The organism is Paractinoplanes atraurantiacus (genome assembly GCF_900215205.1).
Lineage (GTDB): Bacteria > Actinomycetota > Actinomycetes > Mycobacteriales > Micromonosporaceae > Actinoplanes > Actinoplanes atraurantiacus.
This window is the reverse complement of sequence record NZ_OBDY01000032.1, coordinates 65,548-80,338: the sequence shown is the minus strand read 5'-3', so window position 1 is coordinate 80,338 and position 14,791 is coordinate 65,548. Positions and strand designations below refer to the sequence as shown.

The following is a 14,791-nucleotide window of genomic DNA, read 5'->3' as shown; positions in this document are numbered from 1 at the left end:
CCGGCTCGTGCGCAGCACGCGGATCGCGCTCACGTCGCAGCCGCCTGCCGGCTCGTGCGCAGCACGACGATGAAGAACGGTGCGCCGAAGAAGGCCGTCACCACCCCGATCGGGATCTCGGCCTGGCCGCCGGCCGTGCGGGCCAGCAGGTCGGCCAGGGCGAGGAAGGCGCCGCCGAACAGCACCGACAGCGGCAGGATGGAGCGGTAGCTCGGGCCGGCCAGCAGCCGCATCGTGTGCGGGACGATGATGCCGACGAAGCCGATCAGGCCGGAGACCGAGACCGCCGCCGCGGTGCCGAGCGAGGCGGCCACGATCAGCAGATAGCGGGAACGCTGCGGATGCAGGCCGAGCGCGCTCGCCTCCTCGTCACCGACGGTCAGCACGTCGAGCTCACGCCGCTGCGACAGGACGATCACGCCGGTCACCACCGCGTAGGGAAGCATCACCAGCACGTCGTGCCAGCCGGCGGTGGCGAGCCGGCCGAGCAGCCACGAGTAGACCTCGCGCAACGTCTCGACGTGCTGCTGCATGAGATAGGTCTGCCCGGCGGCGAGGAACGACGACACCGCCACCCCGGAGAGGATCAACGTGGACGGTGTGCGGTCGCGCCCGCCGGCCGCGCCGAGCAGCCAGGTCAGGGCCACGGCCAGCAGCGCGCCGGCGAAGGCGGCCACCGGAACGCCGAACGGCAGGTTGGCCGTGGCGTCGCCGCCCGTGGTCCCGGCCCGCAGTGAGATCACGGCGGTGACGCCGAGACCGGCGCCGGCCGCCACGCCGAGCAGGTGCGGATCGGCCAGCGGGTTGCGGAACACGCCCTGATAGGCGGCGCCGGCCAGGGCGAGCATCGCGCCCACCAGCAGGCCGAGCACGACCCGGGGCAGTCGGAGCTCGGTGAGGATGGCGACCTCCCGCTCGGTGAGGCCGCTGTGAACCCGTACACCCGGAATGAGATTGAGAAGCTCCAGGGCCACGCCGGACAGCGGGAGCGAGACCGATCCGAAGGCCAGCCCCGCGATCAGCGCGACCAGCACGGCGACCACGCCGGCGACGAGCCAGGCCGGCCGTAAGCCGGCCGGCCGGACCCGAACGGTCACGCGGGGACCTTGGCCACCGCGTCGGCGACGGAGCGCACGAGGTCGACGGTGCGGGGGCCCCAGCGCGAGGCGATGTCGTCGTCGAGCGCGTAGATCTGACCGGTCTTCACCGCGGTGATCGTGCTCCAGCCGGTACGCTTCGTGACCGTCGCCGCCGACTGCTGGCAGCACTTGCTGTCGGCCAGGAAGATCGTGTCCGGGTTGGACTTGACGATCGCCTCCTGCGAGAGCTGCGGATATCCGCCCTTGGACCCGTCGGCGTCGGCCGGGTCGGCGACGTTCGTCATGCCGAACAGCGAGAAGACCTCGCCGATGAAGGTCTTGGACGTGACGGTGAAGAAGGTCGGGTCGAGCTCGTAGTAGTAGCTCAGCGGCGTCGTCCGCTTCGGGACGCCGGCGACGATCTTGTCGATGTCGTTCGCCATCTGAGTCGTCAGCGCGCCGGCCTCGGAGCTGTGGCCGGTCAGCGTGCCGAGCTGCTCGATCTGCTGGTAGGTCTGGTCGAGGCTCTTCGCGGCCGGCGTCACGAAGACCGGGATCTTCAGCTTGTCCAACTGCGACACGATCTTGTCGATGTCGTCGGAGAGAACGACCAGGTCGGGGTCCTTGGCGGCGATCGCCTCGGCGTTCGGCTTGAAGCCGGAAAGGTCCGTCTTCGGAGCTTCGGCCGGGTACGTCGACTGGTCGTCGACCGCCGTGACCTGCGACCCGGCGCCGATGGCGAACAGCATCTCGGTGGCGGTCGGCGTCAGCGAGACGATCTTCTCGGGGCGGGCGTCCAGCGTCAGATCACCGACGGTCACCGGATAGGAGACCGCGGCGCTGGACGTGGTGGTCGTCGTCGCCGACGTGTCGCCGTCGTCGCCGCACCCACCGGCGAGCAGCAGGGCGGTGGCCGCCAGGGCGGCGGTGAGCATACGTTTCATGGATCCTCCAGTCGGCCGGGTTTGTCGAGCCCTCCCCCGGTCCTACCGGCCGGCTCCTACTTGTCGGCGTCGGCCGCGGCCTTGCGGTCAGCGGCCTCGGCGTCGTCCTCCACCGTGGCGTCAGCCGTCGCCGGCACCTTGGCGTCAGCCGCCGCCGGCACCTTGGCGTCAGCCGCCGGCACCTCGTCCTTCGACGCGGCGCGGTCGCCGGCCGCGGCCGCGTCCTCGTCGCCGGCCAGGGCGGCGCGCAGCCGCTGCTTCTCGGCCGTGCGCCGGGAGGCCGCGCCGACCAGCTGCTCGTTCATCTGGTTGCGCCAGGAGGCGAGCAGGAAGTACGACGCGACGGCCGAGACCACCAGCGCGACCATGGCCCGGACCAGGAAGTTGAGCGGGACCGGCAGAAGCGCCGCGAAGACGACCACGAACAGTCCGAGGCGGCCCAGCGAGTACTTGACGGCGGGGTTCATCATTTCTCCCTAGCCCGTGCGGTGGTCGAGCCACCGCAGGCCGTAGAACCAGATCAGGCAGTAGACGACGGTGGCGCCCAGCGCGCCGAGCAGCCCGCTCACCAGGGTGGGGAAGGCGAACTGGGACGACGCGAAGCCGGCCAGGGTCATCCCGGCGGCCACGCCGAAGCCGGTGGCCAGCAGCGCGACCACGACCCGAGGCGCGCCGAAGCCCTCGGCCCGGAACTCCTCGACGAACAGCCACACCGGAAGGATCACCGCGAGCCAGCCGCTCGTGTTGCCGAACTCGGAGACGTGCGTCAGCGACAGCACGGCCTCGAGCAGCAACAGGACGACGGCGCCGGTCACCAGCCCGGCCATCGCGGTGCCGAGAAGGTCACCGATCGTGGCCAGGCGTCCGCTGGCGTCGCGGCGCGGGCGGCGCGCACTCTGGGTATCCGACATGACAACAAGCAGGGTACGCGCCCGCTATGCCCACACCTTCTGCGGCTCGGCGCGGCGGCTCGCGAGCGAGGGCGCCTTGTCGTACTCGTGGACGACCTCGTAGCGCGTGTTGCGCTCGACCGGCTGGAAACCCGCGTCCCAGATCAGGTTGAGCAGGTCGTCACGGTGCATGGTGTGCGGCGTGCCGTACGAGTCGGCGTCGTGGGTGATCTTGTACTCGACCACCGAACCGTCCAGATCGTCCGCTCCGAAGTTCAGCGACAGCTGGGCCACCGACAGGCCGTGCATGACCCAGAAGCACTTCACGTGGGGCACGTTGTCGAACATCAGCCGGGAGACCGCGAACGTCTTGAGCGACTCGGCCGGCGCGGCCATCGTGGTCCGCTCCTGGATGCGGTTGCGGACCTTGCCGTCCTGCGAGTCGACGAAATCATGCTGGTAGCGCAGCGGGATGAAGACGGCGAAGCCACCGGTCTCGTCCTGCAGCTCGCGCAGGCGCATCACGTGGTCCACACGATGCCGCGGCTCCTCGATATGCCCGTACAGCATGGTGGCCGGGGTCTTCATGCCCTTGGAATGGGCGAGCCGGTGAATGCGGGACCAGTCCTCCCAGTGGGTGTCGTGGTCGACGATGTGCTGCCGGACCTCCCAGTCGAAGATCTCGGCGCCGCCGCCGGTCAGCGACTCGAGCCCGGCGTCCATCAGCTCGTCGAGGATCTCGCTCGCGGGCAGGCCGCTGATCTTTTCGAACCACTGCACCTCGGTGGCGGTGAAGCACTTGAGCTTCACGTCGGGCAGCGCGGCCTTCAGCTCCCGCAGCACCTTGGGGTAGTAACGCCAGGGCAGGCTCGGGTGCAGGCCGTTGACGATGTGCAGCTCGGTCAGCTGCTCGTCCTCCATCTCCTTGGCCTTGGCCACGGCCTCGTCGATGCGCATCGTGTACGCGTCCTTCTCGCCCGGCTTGCGCTGGAAGGAGCAGTACGCGCAGCTGGCCGAGCAGACGTTGGTCAGGTTCAGATGGCGGTTGACGTTGAACATCACACGGTCGCCGTTGAGCTCGGTGCGCTTGTGGTGGGCGAGCCGGCCGAGCCAGGCGAGATCGTCGCTCTCGTAAAGGGCCACGCCGTCGGACCGCGTGAGCCTCTCACCTGCGTAGACCTTGGCCTCGAGCTCTCGCTTCAAGCCGGCATCCATGTGCGCCCCTCTCAACTTGCCTCGGCGTCGAGAGTACGGCGCACCTCCGACAGGAAGCGCCGGGCGGGTGTTGATCATGTCGCCGTAACCCAGATTCCCAGTCTTCTTTCATCTCGGATCAATCGACAGGAATGTGAGACGTGAGGTATTCAATTAGGGGGGAACGACGAGCGGCGCTCCGGCGTCGCGGTGGACGGGGAGCACATGGCGACTGCACGACTCGGTTCTCGGCGATCGCGCCCGTGGTGGCGCCCCGTCGTGTATTCCGCCGTGGCCGCCGTCGTCGCGACCTTCCTGACCCCGCTGCTCTCGCCGGCGCCCGCCTTCGCCGATCCGGTGGCGGCCCCGCCCGGCGCCCCGGCCGCCCCGCCGAACAACCTGGCCGTGGCCGTGCCCGACATCGGCTCCCGCCCGATGGCGCTCGGCACCCTGGCCCTCCCGGGGCAGAAGGTCACCGCGCTCCCGATCGCGACGCCCACGCCGACCAGCCCCGCGCTCCAGGCCATCGAAAAGGGCCGCAACGAGATCTCCAGCCTCGGCGACCAGCTCATCCAGGTCGGGCAGGACCGCGACGCGGCCCGTGACCAGCAGTCCGCCGCCCAGGTCAGGTACACCCAGGCCGAGGAATCGCTCCGCCAGGCGCAGACCGCCGCCTCCGACGCCGCCGCCCAGGCCGTGCGCGAGGCCGCCGCCATGCCGCCCGGCATGCTCGACTCCGGCCTCAGCGGGCTCGGCGACCTGGCCCGGCTCCAGCGCGGCCAGGTCGACACCCAGACGGCCATCACCCGCCAGATCGAGCAGGCGCAGATCAACGCCCAGATCGCGCTCGACGAGCAGACGCTGAGCGCCGCGCGCTACGCCGAGCTGGCCGCCAAATACGACGCCCTCAACAAGCAGCTCACCACCAAGCAGACGGCACAGCAGGCCCTCGAGCTCACCCACCAGGACGAGCTGAACGCCTTCGAGGCGACCGAGACCGCGCAGGACAGCCAGCTCGGCCAGTCCTACCTGGCCGGCGAGGAAGCGGGCCGCGGCGCCGACGCCCGGGCCATCCAGGCGCTCGAGTTCGCGCTGGCCCAGCGCGGCGACCCGTACGTCTGGTCCGAGGAGGGCCCGGACCAGTACGACTGCTCCGGCCTGATGTATGCGGCGTACCGCTCGGTCGGCTTCCAGCTGACCCGCGTCTCCCGCGACCAGTACTGGCAGACCCGCAACAAGGTGGTCGACCGCTACTCCCTGCTCCCCGGCGACCTGCTGTTCTTCAGTTCGTCGAGCAGCTGGCGCGGCATTCACCACGTGGCGATGTATGCGGGCAACGGCATGATGGTCGAGGCACCGCGCACCGGGCTCAACGTGCGCTTGACGCCCGTGCGCTGGACGCGGCTGTTCCAGGCGACCCGGGTCTTCGGCTCGGTCGAGGGCATCGTCCAGGGCCCCAACCTGGGTGCGCCCGACCCCGACCCGACCGACGGCGGCACGACGCCGACCAACCCCGGCACCGGCACCCCGGGCACTCCCGGCACGCCGTCCAACCCCGGCACGGGCACGCCGACCAACCCGGGCACCGGCACTCCGGGTACCCCGGGCACCCCCGGCACGCCGAGCAACCCCGGCACGGGCACGCCGACCAAGCCGACGACGCCCACGGCACCGACCAAGCCGGGCACGCCGAGCACGCCCACCAAGCCGCCGATCACGACCCCGAGCGACCCGCCGCCGGCGACCACCAACCCGCCGCCGGAGACCGAGGAGCCCTCGACCGACCCGACGACGAACCCGCCGACGACGACCAACCCGCCGCCGGCCACGACGAACCCGGCGACCGAGCAGCCGTCGGGCGGCGGTTCCAGCTCGAGCGGTGACACCGAGACGAGCCCGTCCGGTGGCGACTCCAGCTCGTCGTCCGGTTCTTCGTCCAGTTCGTCGTCCAGCTCGTCGTCGTCCAGCTCGTCGGCCGCGACCTCGTCTTCGTCTTCGTCTTCTTCGTCGAGCTCGTCCTCGTCGTCGGCGGCTTCGTCCGAGTCGGCGAAACCGTCCGCTTCCGGGTCGTAAACGCTCGTCGTCCTCTTCGGTATCGGGGTCTGATCAAGAGTTGCCCCGCAGGGCGATGAAAACCGTCTTTCCGGTGGTCAGGGCCCGTCCGGGGGCGTGGTCCGGTTGATGCCGGGTGCGATGACGCGCGCGGATATGGCACGGTTATGGTCAGCGCCCGACGTTCCCCAACCGTCGGCACGCGGCGTCGGGAGGTTCCATGGACGAGCGGCAGGCGACACCGGACAGCAGCGGCACCAAGCCGCCCGCTGACCCGACGCCGTCGAGCAGCGACGACTGGTTCTCACCCCCACCACCGCCCGCCGACGGCGCCCTGTGGGCCACCCCCGCCTCGCCGGGCGCCACCCCGGCAAGCAGCGAAGCACCCAGCAGCGCCCCGGCAACCAGCGGAGCACCCAGCAGCGCCCCGGTGAGCGGCGCCGCGAGCGGCCGCGCCTCGGTCTCCGGTTCGCTTCCGGTCCCGCCCAAGGGCTCCGCTTCGGCCCCGGTCTCGTCGGCCCCCACCTCGGCAGCGCCGGCTTCGGTCTCGGCTTCCGCACCCGTGTCAGCGGCTCCGGCCTCCTTCTCAGCCTCCGCCTCAGTGTCAGCGGCGCCGGCCCAGGTCTCGGCCTCCGCGCCTGTATCCGCGGCTCCCGCACCCGTGTCGGCAGCACCAGCTTCCGGTTCCACGCCCGTTCCATCAGCTCCCGTTTCGGGTTCCGCGCCCGTTTCGGCATCCTCTGCCTCCGGATCCGTGTCAGCAGCGCCCGCCTCGGCCTCCGCGCCGGTCTCAGCAGCTCCGGTTTCGGGTTCCGCACCCGTCTCGACGCCCCCCGCCTCCGGATCTGCGCCCGTGTCAGCAGCGCCCATCTCGGCCTCCGCGCCCGTGTCGGCAGCGCCCGCCTCGGCCTCCGCGCCCGTGTCGGCAGCGCCCGTGTCGGCAGCGCCCGTGTCGACGGCACCGTCGTCGGCCTCTGCATCTAGTTCGGCGGCACCGGTATCGACCTCCGCGCCTGTATCGGCAGCACCGGCCTCCGGGTCGGCGCCCATGTCAGCGGCTCCCGCATCGGCCTCCGCACCCGTCTCGGGATCGGCGTACTCCGGATCCGCGCCTGTATCGGCTGCGCCCTCTAAGCCCGCTGTCGCTGATTCGGACAAATCGGCCGATGAGGTGTCTGACGGAGCGGCGAAGCAGGGCGGCTCGAGCCTTGTGCCCGAGCGGGTCGACGGGTCGAGTCGTCAGCTCTCCCCCACTCTCGGGTCGGGCGCCGCCCGGGCCACCGTGCCCGGAGCGGTCGCGCCCGATGCCGGCGAGGTGGCCCGTGCGCTGACCCGGCCGACCGGTGAGTCGAAGCTCTACGGGGCAAAGGCCAAGCTGGTCACCCCTCCCGGCACACCCGAGACCCCGATCGAGACGGCCCCGGCCGCTCCTGTGGTGGGCTCGGCGACCCCCAAGGCCCCGTCCGCCGTCTCGGTGGGCGAGCCCCAGCCGGCCGACCCGAAGCCCGCCGACCCGCCGCAGCCGAGCGACCCCGCGCCGGGTGAGCCGGAGCCCGCCGAGCCCGAGCCCGGCGAACCCACGCCCGACCCGGACAAGCCTGAGCCGGGCCCGGCTCCGACGCCACCCGTTCCGGCCCCGCCGGTTCCCACCCCGCCACAGAAGCCGGAGCCCGCGCGCCCCGAGCCGGGTCGCCCCGAGCCGATCGAGCCGCCGGACCCGTTCCCGGCCCCGCCCGCGCCCGGCCCCTTCCCGGGACCGCCGCCCGGCCCGTTCCCGACACCTGCACCTTCACCCAGCCCGACCCCGAGCCCGGCGCCGCCCAGCCCGAGTCCGGTGCCGCCCAGCCCGAGTCCGGTGCCGCCCGGGCCGGTGCCGCCGGGTCCCGGCCCCTCGCCGGTTCCGCCCGGCCCTGGTCCGTCGCCGGTTCCCCCCGGCCCGGGCCCCTTCCCCGTGCCTCCGGGTCCGGGGCCCAGCCCGGTACCTCCGCCGCCCGGTCCCAGCCCCGTGCCAGGGCCGCCGGCGCCGATCGTGCCGCCGCCACCTATGATCCCGTCCAACGGCGCCGGTCTCCCGGCGTACTCAATGCCCCCGGAAGCGAGCGCACGCAGCGTGACCACCCCCTTCGGGGTCGGCGAGCCGGCCCCGTCCGCCCGGCCGTTCGGGCCGACTTCTTCTCAGCCGACCGGAGTTCCCGCCGGCACCGTCTTCGGATCGCCGGCCACCACCGCCTTCGAGGCGCACGGTGACGACATCGACGCGACCATGGCCGTCCCGCAGCAGCGGCTGAACGGCACGCTCTACGGCACCGGCGGATACGAGACGATCGACACAACCATGCCCGTCTCCATGAGCGCGGTGGAGAATTCCGGCTCCCTGACCGGCCACATCCTGGCCCAGGGCTGGCACGACGAGGTCGTCGACCGCCGTCGCGGCAACCTCAAGGTGGCCGTGGCCATGCTGATCGTGCTAGGCCTGTTGGTGGCGGTCAGCGTCGTTTTCCTGCTCACCGCGGGCAGCTCGTTCAGCGACATGATCGGCAAGATGTTCGAGTAACGCACACTGACCGTTATCCGACTTTTTTGGTGATGGACCTCGCCTGACCCTAAGCTGGCGAGGTTGCGCCGTGGGTGAGCCTGCCCACTACAGGCGTGGAATGCGGTCGGCGCGCAAAACGTTGAGCCGTACACTTATGACAGTTATTGACGCGGCGTGCCCTTGCGGAGCACGCCACGGGCGTTCTTGCGGGCATTTCAGCGGTCGGCTCAAGGCAGCCGCGGCGGGCCATTCGCGAGCATGCGCCCCCGTAGAGAGGTTCTCTTGACCACTTTCGCTGATCCCAGCACGTTCCCGTCCGTCTTCGAAAACCCCACCGAGACCGCCGATGAGACCGCGGTCACCGAGACGCCCGTCACCGACGCCCCCGTCGCTGAGCCCGAGGCGACCGAGACCGCAGCCGTCGAGACCACCGAGGCTGCCGTCGAGACCCCCGAGGCTGTTGTCGAGACCTCCGAGGAAACTCCGGCGCCGGTGAAGACCTTCGCCGAGCTCGGCCTCCCCGCCGAGCTGGTCCGCGTCCTCAACCGTGAGGGCATCACGCAGCCGTTCGAGATCCAGGCCGCGACCATGCCCGACGCGCTCGCCGGCCGTGACGTCCTCGGCCGTGGCCAGACCGGCTCCGGCAAGACGCTGGCCTTCGGCCTGCCGCTGCTGGCCCGCGTCGCGCAGGGCGGCCGCGCCCGCCCGCACCACCCCAAGGCGCTGATCCTGGTGCCCACGCGCGAGCTGGCGATGCAGGTCGCCGACGCGCTGATGCCGCTCGGCCGTTCGGTCGGCGTCTTCCTCAAGACCGCTGTCGGCGGCGTTCCGTACGACCGTCAGATGGACGCGCTGCGCCGCGGCGTCGAGGTCATGGTCGCCACCCCGGGCCGCCTCGGCGACCTGATCGAGCGGGGCGCCTGCAAGCTCGACGACATCGAGATCACGGTGCTCGACGAGGCCGACCAGATGGCCGACATGGGCTTCCTGCCCGAGGTCACCGAGCTGCTGGCCAAGACGCCGGAGAACGCGCAGCGGCTGCTCTTCTCGGCCACTCTCGACGGTGACGTCGACGCGCTGGTCAAGCGGTTCATGCACGACCCGGTCACGCACTCCACGGCTCCGGCCGAGGCCAGCGTGTCCACCATGGACCACCACATGCTGCTGATTCCGCCGCACGACAAGTTCCCGATCGCCGCCTCGATCGCCAACCGGGAGGGCAAGACCATCGTCTTCGCCCGCACCCAGATGGGCGTCGACCGGCTGGTCGAGCAGCTGCGGCAGGTCGGCGTGCGCGCCGGCGGGCTGCACGGCGGCAAGACCCAGCGGGTCCGCACCCGCACGCTCGCCGAGTTCAAGGAGGGCCGCACCAGCGTCCTCGTGGCGACGGACGTGGCCGCCCGCGGCATCCACGTCGACGGCATCTCGCTGGTCATGCACGTCGACCCGCCGAAGGACCCGAAGGACTACCTGCACCGTGCCGGCCGTACGGCCCGGGCCGGTGAGTCGGGCGCCGTGGTGACGCTGGTGCTGCCCAAGCAGCGCCGCAGCACCCAGGCGATGATGTCGAAGGCCGGCGTCAACCCGGGCGAGGTCCGCGTCCGCCTCGGCGACGAGAAGCTGGCCGAGGTGACCGGCGCCCGCGAGCCGAGCGGCGTCCCCGTGGTCGACGAGCCGGAGCCCCGCCGCGAGCGTGGCGGTTCGCGTGGCCGCTTCGGCGGCGGCGACCGTGGCGACCGTCGCGGCTTCGGTGACCGCCCCCGCGGTGACCGTCCGCAGCGCTCGTACGGTGACCGTCCGCAGCGTTCCTACGACGACCGCACGGGCAGTGACCGCCCGCAGCGTTCGTACGGCGACCGCCCCTCATACGGCGACCGCCCGCAGCGCTCCTACGGCGACCGCCCCGCCGGCGACCGCGGCGGATACGGCGACCGTCCCGTGGGCGACCGCGGCGGCTACAGCGACCGTCCCACCGGCGACCGCGGCGGCTACAGCGACCGTCCCGCCGGCGACCGCGGTGGTTACGGCCGCAACGCGGAGCGCACCGGCGGCTTCCGCGGCAGCAACCAGCGCAACGACCGCCGTGAGGGCGGCTCGGCGGGCCGCTACGGCAGCCCGCGCCCGGCGCGCACCTACTGATCCACGGTTCCACCCGGAAGCCCGGCACGAGCGATCGTGCCGGGCTTCCGGCGTTCCCGGCTGTTGCGAGTGGGCCGGCGCGGGTACACAGGAGGCATGTCGCCGCTGCCGCAGTCTCTGTTCTGGGAACGCAAAGACACCTCGGGGGCCGAGCACGCCCTCGTCGACTCGTCGGCCGGGCTCTACGCGCGGGGCACCGCCCTCGCCGTCGACCCGATTCCGTACACGTGCCGTTATGAGCTGCGCACCGATGACGACTGGATCACCGGATATCTCGACGTCATCGCCGAAGGGGCGAGCTGGTCGCGCGGCGTACGGCTCGAGCTGGCCGCCGGCCGGTGGCGGGCCACCACGAGGGAGCAGGGCGATCTGGACGCCGTGCTGTCGTCGGCCGGGCACGCCGGCGCCGGGCTTCCCGGCATCGAGGACCCTGATCGGCTCTTCGGGGCGTTCGACGTCGATCTCGGCGGATCGCCGCTGACGAACACTTTGCCCGTACGCCGTCTCGGTCTTCACCAGGCGCAAGGGGCGGAGATCGGCGTGGCCCATCGCCTCAGCGTGGCCTGGGTCCTTCTGCCCAGCCTCGAGGTGGTGCAGGCCGATCAGATCTACACGGCGCTGCCGGACGGCCGCATCCGCTACGCCAGCGAGACGTTCAGCGCCGACCTGAGCATCGACGACGACGGCTTCGTCATCGACTATCCGGGCCTGGCCGCCCGCTCCGACGGCAAATCCGGCTGAACCCAGCCTGCCAGAGAACCGCGCCGGGCGAGGCGGAACGCTACGCCAGACCGGGCTGGGGGCGGTTCTCCCACTTCGTGGACAGGGCGATCGCCGTGCGGGTCGAGGCGACGCCCGGTGTGCGGTTGATGCGGACGATCAGCTGCTCCAGCTCGGCGATCGTGCCGACCCGCACGGTCAGCTGGTACGACTCCACGCCGGCCATGAAGTAGCAGCTCTCCACTTCGGGCATGGCCCGCACCGCGGCCAGCACGTCGTCGGTGTCGGCCCCGGAGTCCTCGATGATGCCGATCAGCGCCGTGACGCCCAGGCCCAGCGCCTCGTGGTCGACCTCGGCCCGGTAGCCGCGGATGGTGCCGGCCGCCTCGAGCTTGCCGACGCGCTCGTGCACGGCGGGCGCCGAAAGCCCGACCTTGCGGGCGAGCTCCGCGTACGACGAGCGGGCGTTCTCCCGTAGCAGCTCGATCAGCCGCAGGTCGATGGAGTCCATGCTGATGACCCTAATCGGGTGGCAGATCGCCACTCACGCCCGGTAGCGATGAATCGTCGGCAGGATAACGATCACTGTCGCAATTAGGGCTTTTTCCGCATTCCAGGGACTCGGTTCCGGGGCAATGCTCTAATGGCTTTACGTCCCGATCGAGCACGCCGACACTCACCGTGATCACGGCCGCTCCAGAACACCGACGCGAGGAGGGGGTTGTGGACACTGGAGATCGTCTGCTGACACCGGGCGAGGTGGCCGCGTTGTTCCGCGTCGACCCTAAGACGGTCACGCGATGGGCAGCCGCCGGGCGCATCGGCAGCATCCGCACTCCGGGTGGCCACCGCCGGTTTCGCGAATCCGAGGTCAGGGCCCTTCTGGAGGGCGATGGCGTCGTCGAGGAGATGCGCGAGGACGACGCCGCCAACCGGCCCCGTAATGCCGGACCGAGCAACCCGGGCATGGGTTACGGCCCGCCCAACGGGTTGCGCTGAGCATTCAGCTCACCCTTCCAACGGGTCAGAAGCGTGTGGGGTACGCCGAGAGCGTCCAGCGCTTTGCCTGCCACGAAGTCGATGAGCTGCTGCGCGGTCGCCTGAGCCCCGGATCCGTAGAAGCCGGGGCTCGCCGGCAGGACCACCGCACCGGCGTTGAGCAGAGCAATCAGGTGCTCGAGGTGACTGCGCGTGACGGGAGTTTCCCGCGGCACGATCACCGTGCGTCGCCGTTCTTTGAGGTTGACCTCGGCCGCCCGCTGGAGCAGGTCTTTGGACAGCCCGATGGCGATGCCGGCGCAGGCCGCGGTGCTGGCCGGCACCACGATCATGCCTTTGGCCGGGTACGAGCCGCTGCTCGGCCCGGCCGCCAGGTCACCGGCCGGCCAATATGTCAGGTCACCCAGATCGCGCTCGAGCCAGGCGCCGACGTCGTCCTTCCAGTGCGCGTCCCGCACGGTCGCGCCGGTCTCGTCGAGCAGGGTCAGCCGCGCCGCCCGCGAGATCACCAGGTCGACCGCTTCGCCGGCGTCCAGGAGCGAGGTCAAGACCGCTTTGGCGTACGGCGTACCGGACGCCCCTGAGACACCGACGATCCACGGTTCACGCATGCCTCAAGTGTGCACGTCAGTCCCGGTAGGGCTGCGCCGATGCCGGGAATGCCTTGTCCAGCGGATACCAGGTCGACGGATCGGCCGGGTCGGCCACCGTGACGCCGCCGAGCATCGCGATCGCGTCCGCCCGCTTCGACGTGGCCGGGCCGTGCGCCTCGACGACGTAGCGGCCGTCTGCGGCCAGCTTGGCGCAGGGCTGCCCGTTGGTGGCGTTCTCGTACGTCTCGCAGACGACCTTGGACCCGGTCGGCTTGAGGAAGCCGGTGGTCCGCGGGTGAAGTTCGAAGACGAGCCCGGAGAACGCGTTGCCGAACTTCGCTGACGGATATCGCCGGTCGGGGTCGAGCAGCATCAGGCGGACAGCCGCCGCGGGAGCGACCAGCACCGTCGCCTCGCCGCCGCCGACGGTGACCGACATGATCTGGTAGCCCGGCGGCACCGTGCCCGCCCGCAACGGGATGGTGACGTCGTAGGCCGGCGAGGACCGGAACGCCTCGGCCACCTGCCGCGCGTCGCGTTCGGCGTTCGGCTCCAGCATCGCGACCGTGGCCCAGGCGCCCCTCCCGTACTCCCAAGCCAGCATCGCGTCAGCCGCCTCGCCGTCCTTGGGCACGATCAGGACGGCCGGGTGGCCGCCGACCGGGTCGGTCGTGGTGACCGTGCCGTCACGGTAGACGCGGCGAGGATCGACCCCGCCGTTGTAGACGGTCAGCGTGCCGACGGTCGTTGCGCCTCGGCGGATCTCGGCGTTCTGGTCGGCGAGCCGCCATCCGGTCGGATCGGCGACCCGGAGCCTCCCGGCGGCGTACCCCTTGAAGCTGTAGGCCGCCTTCGGCGCCGCGGCAGCGGAAGGCGCCGAGGTGGTCGTGGCGGGCGCGACCAACAGCGGCACCGGCTCGGGGGCGCGTGGGATGAGGAGCTGTGGCACCCCGATCGCGGCGGCCACTGCCACCGCGGCCACAGACGCCCACCCGAAATTGCGCCGCGTCGTCCGGCGTTTGCCCGCGATCACCACGTCGTCGACGGTGTGGCGCAGCGGCGGCGCGTCCTGCCGGGCGGCCTCTTCCAACAGATCAGACAGTTGCTTCATGACGGCCTCCGGTCTGCTCGTCGATGCCGAGACGCACGCCGAGGACGCGGCGCAGCGCGTCGAGCCCACGGGCCGTGTACACCTTGACCGTGCCTTCCGGGCACCGCAGGGCGGCCGCCGTCTGCTGGACGCTCTGGCCCTCCAGGAAGCGCAGCACCAGGACGGCCCGCTGCTTCACCGGCAGACGCGACAGCGCTTGGCGCAGCTGCACCCGGTCGTCGGCGTGCGGGATCGGGTCGGGCGCCACCTCTTCGGGCAGGGCGGCGTGGCTGTGGGACTGCTCGCGGCGCCACCACGGGCGCCGCGTCTCGTCGATCGCGGCTCGCACCACCGCCGTACGGGCGTACGCGTCGGGTTTGTCGACCCGGTTCCATTTCACGTACAGCCGGGCCAGGGCGGCGAGGACCGCGTCCTCGGCCACCTGCCAGTCGCCGCACGTGAGGTAGGCCAGCCCGCGCAGCGATTCCATCTGCGCGCCGACGAACTCCCGGAACTCGGCCTCTTTGTCGCTCACGCGGATTAGACGGAGGCCGA

The 14,791-nt window shown here is 71.4% G+C and carries 15 protein-coding genes; 5 read left to right on the top strand and 10 right to left on the bottom strand.

The window, feature by feature from the left end; translation table 11 throughout:
* Positions 1 to 29: 29 nt before the first annotated feature.
* The 5 genes from CRP55_RS43295 to mqnE are packed head-to-tail and all read right to left on the bottom strand — an operon-like array spanning position 30 to position 4,128.
* On the bottom strand, positions 30 to 1,097 hold the full coding sequence (locus CRP55_RS43295; protein WP_245923735.1) for a FecCD family ABC transporter permease: 1,068 nt from the start codon (positions 1,095 to 1,097) through the stop codon (positions 30 to 32).
* On the bottom strand, positions 1,094 to 2,023 hold the full coding sequence (locus CRP55_RS43290) for an ABC transporter substrate-binding protein (RefSeq protein WP_097327842.1): 930 nt from the start codon (positions 2,021 to 2,023) through the stop codon (positions 1,094 to 1,096). The genes CRP55_RS43295 and CRP55_RS43290 overlap by 4 nt, the downstream gene beginning before the upstream one ends.
* 56 nt (positions 2,024 to 2,079) lie before the next feature.
* Complete coding sequence (locus CRP55_RS43285) at positions 2,080 to 2,490, bottom strand: DUF4229 domain-containing protein (protein ID WP_097327841.1); 411 nt, start codon at positions 2,488 to 2,490, stop codon at positions 2,080 to 2,082.
* 9 nt (positions 2,491 to 2,499) lie between these two features.
* On the bottom strand, positions 2,500 to 2,934 hold the full coding sequence (locus tag CRP55_RS43280; RefSeq protein ID WP_097327840.1) for a hypothetical protein: 435 nt from the start codon (positions 2,932 to 2,934) through the stop codon (positions 2,500 to 2,502).
* Between the two features lie 24 nt (positions 2,935 to 2,958).
* A complete protein-coding gene (gene mqnE, locus CRP55_RS43275) occupies positions 2,959 to 4,128 on the bottom strand; it encodes an aminofutalosine synthase MqnE (protein WP_097327839.1) in 1,170 nt (389 codons plus the stop codon).
* A gap of 258 nt (positions 4,129 to 4,386) precedes the next feature.
* Here mqnE and CRP55_RS55890 point away from each other — a divergent pair, with 258 nt between their 5' ends.
* The gene (locus tag CRP55_RS55890) at positions 4,387 to 6,180 is read left to right on the top strand and encodes a C40 family peptidase (protein WP_281260853.1); all 1,794 of its coding nucleotides are present in this window, start codon (positions 4,387 to 4,389) and stop codon (positions 6,178 to 6,180) included.
* Between the two features lie 150 nt (positions 6,181 to 6,330).
* Here the strand turns inward: CRP55_RS55890 and CRP55_RS52515 are convergent, their stop codons facing one another.
* Positions 6,331 to 7,209 carry a hypothetical protein gene (locus CRP55_RS52515; protein WP_143235339.1) on the bottom strand — a complete coding sequence of 293 codons (879 nt, stop codon included), beginning with the start codon at positions 7,207 to 7,209 and terminating at the stop codon, positions 6,331 to 6,333.
* A 1,060-nt stretch (positions 7,210 to 8,269) separates the two neighbouring features.
* Between CRP55_RS52515 and CRP55_RS43260 the strand changes: the two genes are divergently transcribed.
* From CRP55_RS43260 to CRP55_RS43250, 3 genes are all read left to right on the top strand, one after another.
* Entirely contained in the window at positions 8,270 to 8,713 is a 444-nt protein-coding gene (locus tag CRP55_RS43260; RefSeq protein WP_143235337.1) for a hypothetical protein, read from the top strand.
* Positions 8,714 to 8,977: 264 nt separating this feature from the next.
* Positions 8,978 to 10,834: a DEAD/DEAH box helicase gene (locus CRP55_RS43255; RefSeq protein WP_245923734.1), complete on the top strand. Its 1,857-nt coding sequence runs from the start codon at positions 8,978 to 8,980 to the stop codon at positions 10,832 to 10,834.
* A gap of 96 nt (positions 10,835 to 10,930) precedes the next feature.
* Complete coding sequence (locus CRP55_RS43250; RefSeq protein WP_179855596.1) at positions 10,931 to 11,575, top strand: putative glycolipid-binding domain-containing protein; 645 nt, start codon at positions 10,931 to 10,933, stop codon at positions 11,573 to 11,575.
* A gap of 40 nt (positions 11,576 to 11,615) precedes the next feature.
* Here CRP55_RS43250 and CRP55_RS43245 read toward each other — a convergent pair whose 3' ends face one another.
* Entirely contained in the window at positions 11,616 to 12,065 is a 450-nt protein-coding gene (locus CRP55_RS43245) for an Lrp/AsnC family transcriptional regulator (RefSeq protein WP_097327836.1), read from the bottom strand.
* Between the two features lie 212 nt (positions 12,066 to 12,277).
* On the opposite strand from CRP55_RS43245, the gene CRP55_RS43240 reads away from it, so the two are divergent.
* Entirely contained in the window at positions 12,278 to 12,553 is a 276-nt protein-coding gene (locus tag CRP55_RS43240) for a BldC family transcriptional regulator (RefSeq protein ID WP_026206443.1), read from the top strand.
* On the opposite strand, the gene CRP55_RS43235 is transcribed toward CRP55_RS43240, so the two are convergent.
* Genes CRP55_RS43235 through CRP55_RS43225 form a run of 3 tightly spaced genes read right to left on the bottom strand, consistent with a single transcriptional unit; the run spans position 12,526 to position 14,771 of the window.
* On the bottom strand, positions 12,526 to 13,164 hold the full coding sequence (locus tag CRP55_RS43235; RefSeq protein WP_097327835.1) for a UbiX family flavin prenyltransferase: 639 nt from the start codon (positions 13,162 to 13,164) through the stop codon (positions 12,526 to 12,528). The two genes, CRP55_RS43240 and CRP55_RS43235, sit on opposite strands and share 28 nt — an antisense overlap.
* Before the next feature lie 16 nt (positions 13,165 to 13,180).
* Complete coding sequence (locus CRP55_RS43230; protein WP_143235335.1) at positions 13,181 to 14,257, bottom strand: hypothetical protein; 1,077 nt, start codon at positions 14,255 to 14,257, stop codon at positions 13,181 to 13,183.
* Positions 14,241 to 14,771 carry a SigE family RNA polymerase sigma factor gene (locus tag CRP55_RS43225; RefSeq protein WP_097327833.1) on the bottom strand — a complete coding sequence of 177 codons (531 nt, stop codon included), beginning with the start codon at positions 14,769 to 14,771 and terminating at the stop codon, positions 14,241 to 14,243. Before CRP55_RS43225 ends, CRP55_RS43230 begins: the two co-directional genes overlap by 17 nt.
* Positions 14,772 to 14,791 lie beyond the last annotated feature (20 nt).

What these genes read in the sequence shown, in the direction of transcription:
- CRP55_RS43280 (WP_097327840.1), bottom strand. Translation starts at nt 2,934, where the DNA reads ATGTCGGATACCCAGAGTGCGCGCCGCCCGCGCCGCGACGCCAGCGGA.
- CRP55_RS43245 (WP_097327836.1), bottom strand. Translation starts at nt 12,065, where the DNA reads ATGGACTCCATCGACCTGCGGCTGATCGAGCTGCTACGGGAGAACGCC.
- CRP55_RS52515 (WP_143235339.1), bottom strand. Translation starts at nt 7,209, where the DNA reads ATGGGCGCCGACCCGGAGGCCGGTGCTGCCGATACAGGCGCGGAGGTC.
- CRP55_RS43290 (WP_097327842.1), bottom strand. Translation starts at nt 2,023, where the DNA reads ATGAAACGTATGCTCACCGCCGCCCTGGCGGCCACCGCCCTGCTGCTC.
- CRP55_RS43235 (WP_097327835.1), bottom strand. Translation starts at nt 13,164, where the DNA reads ATGCGTGAACCGTGGATCGTCGGTGTCTCAGGGGCGTCCGGTACGCCG.
- CRP55_RS43230 (WP_143235335.1), bottom strand. Translation starts at nt 14,257, where the DNA reads ATGAAGCAACTGTCTGATCTGTTGGAAGAGGCCGCCCGGCAGGACGCG.
- CRP55_RS43250 (WP_179855596.1), top strand. Translation starts at nt 10,931, where the DNA reads ATGTCGCCGCTGCCGCAGTCTCTGTTCTGGGAACGCAAAGACACCTCG.
- mqnE (WP_097327839.1), bottom strand. Translation starts at nt 4,128, where the DNA reads ATGGATGCCGGCTTGAAGCGAGAGCTCGAGGCCAAGGTCTACGCAGGT.
- CRP55_RS43285 (WP_097327841.1), bottom strand. Translation starts at nt 2,490, where the DNA reads ATGAACCCCGCCGTCAAGTACTCGCTGGGCCGCCTCGGACTGTTCGTG.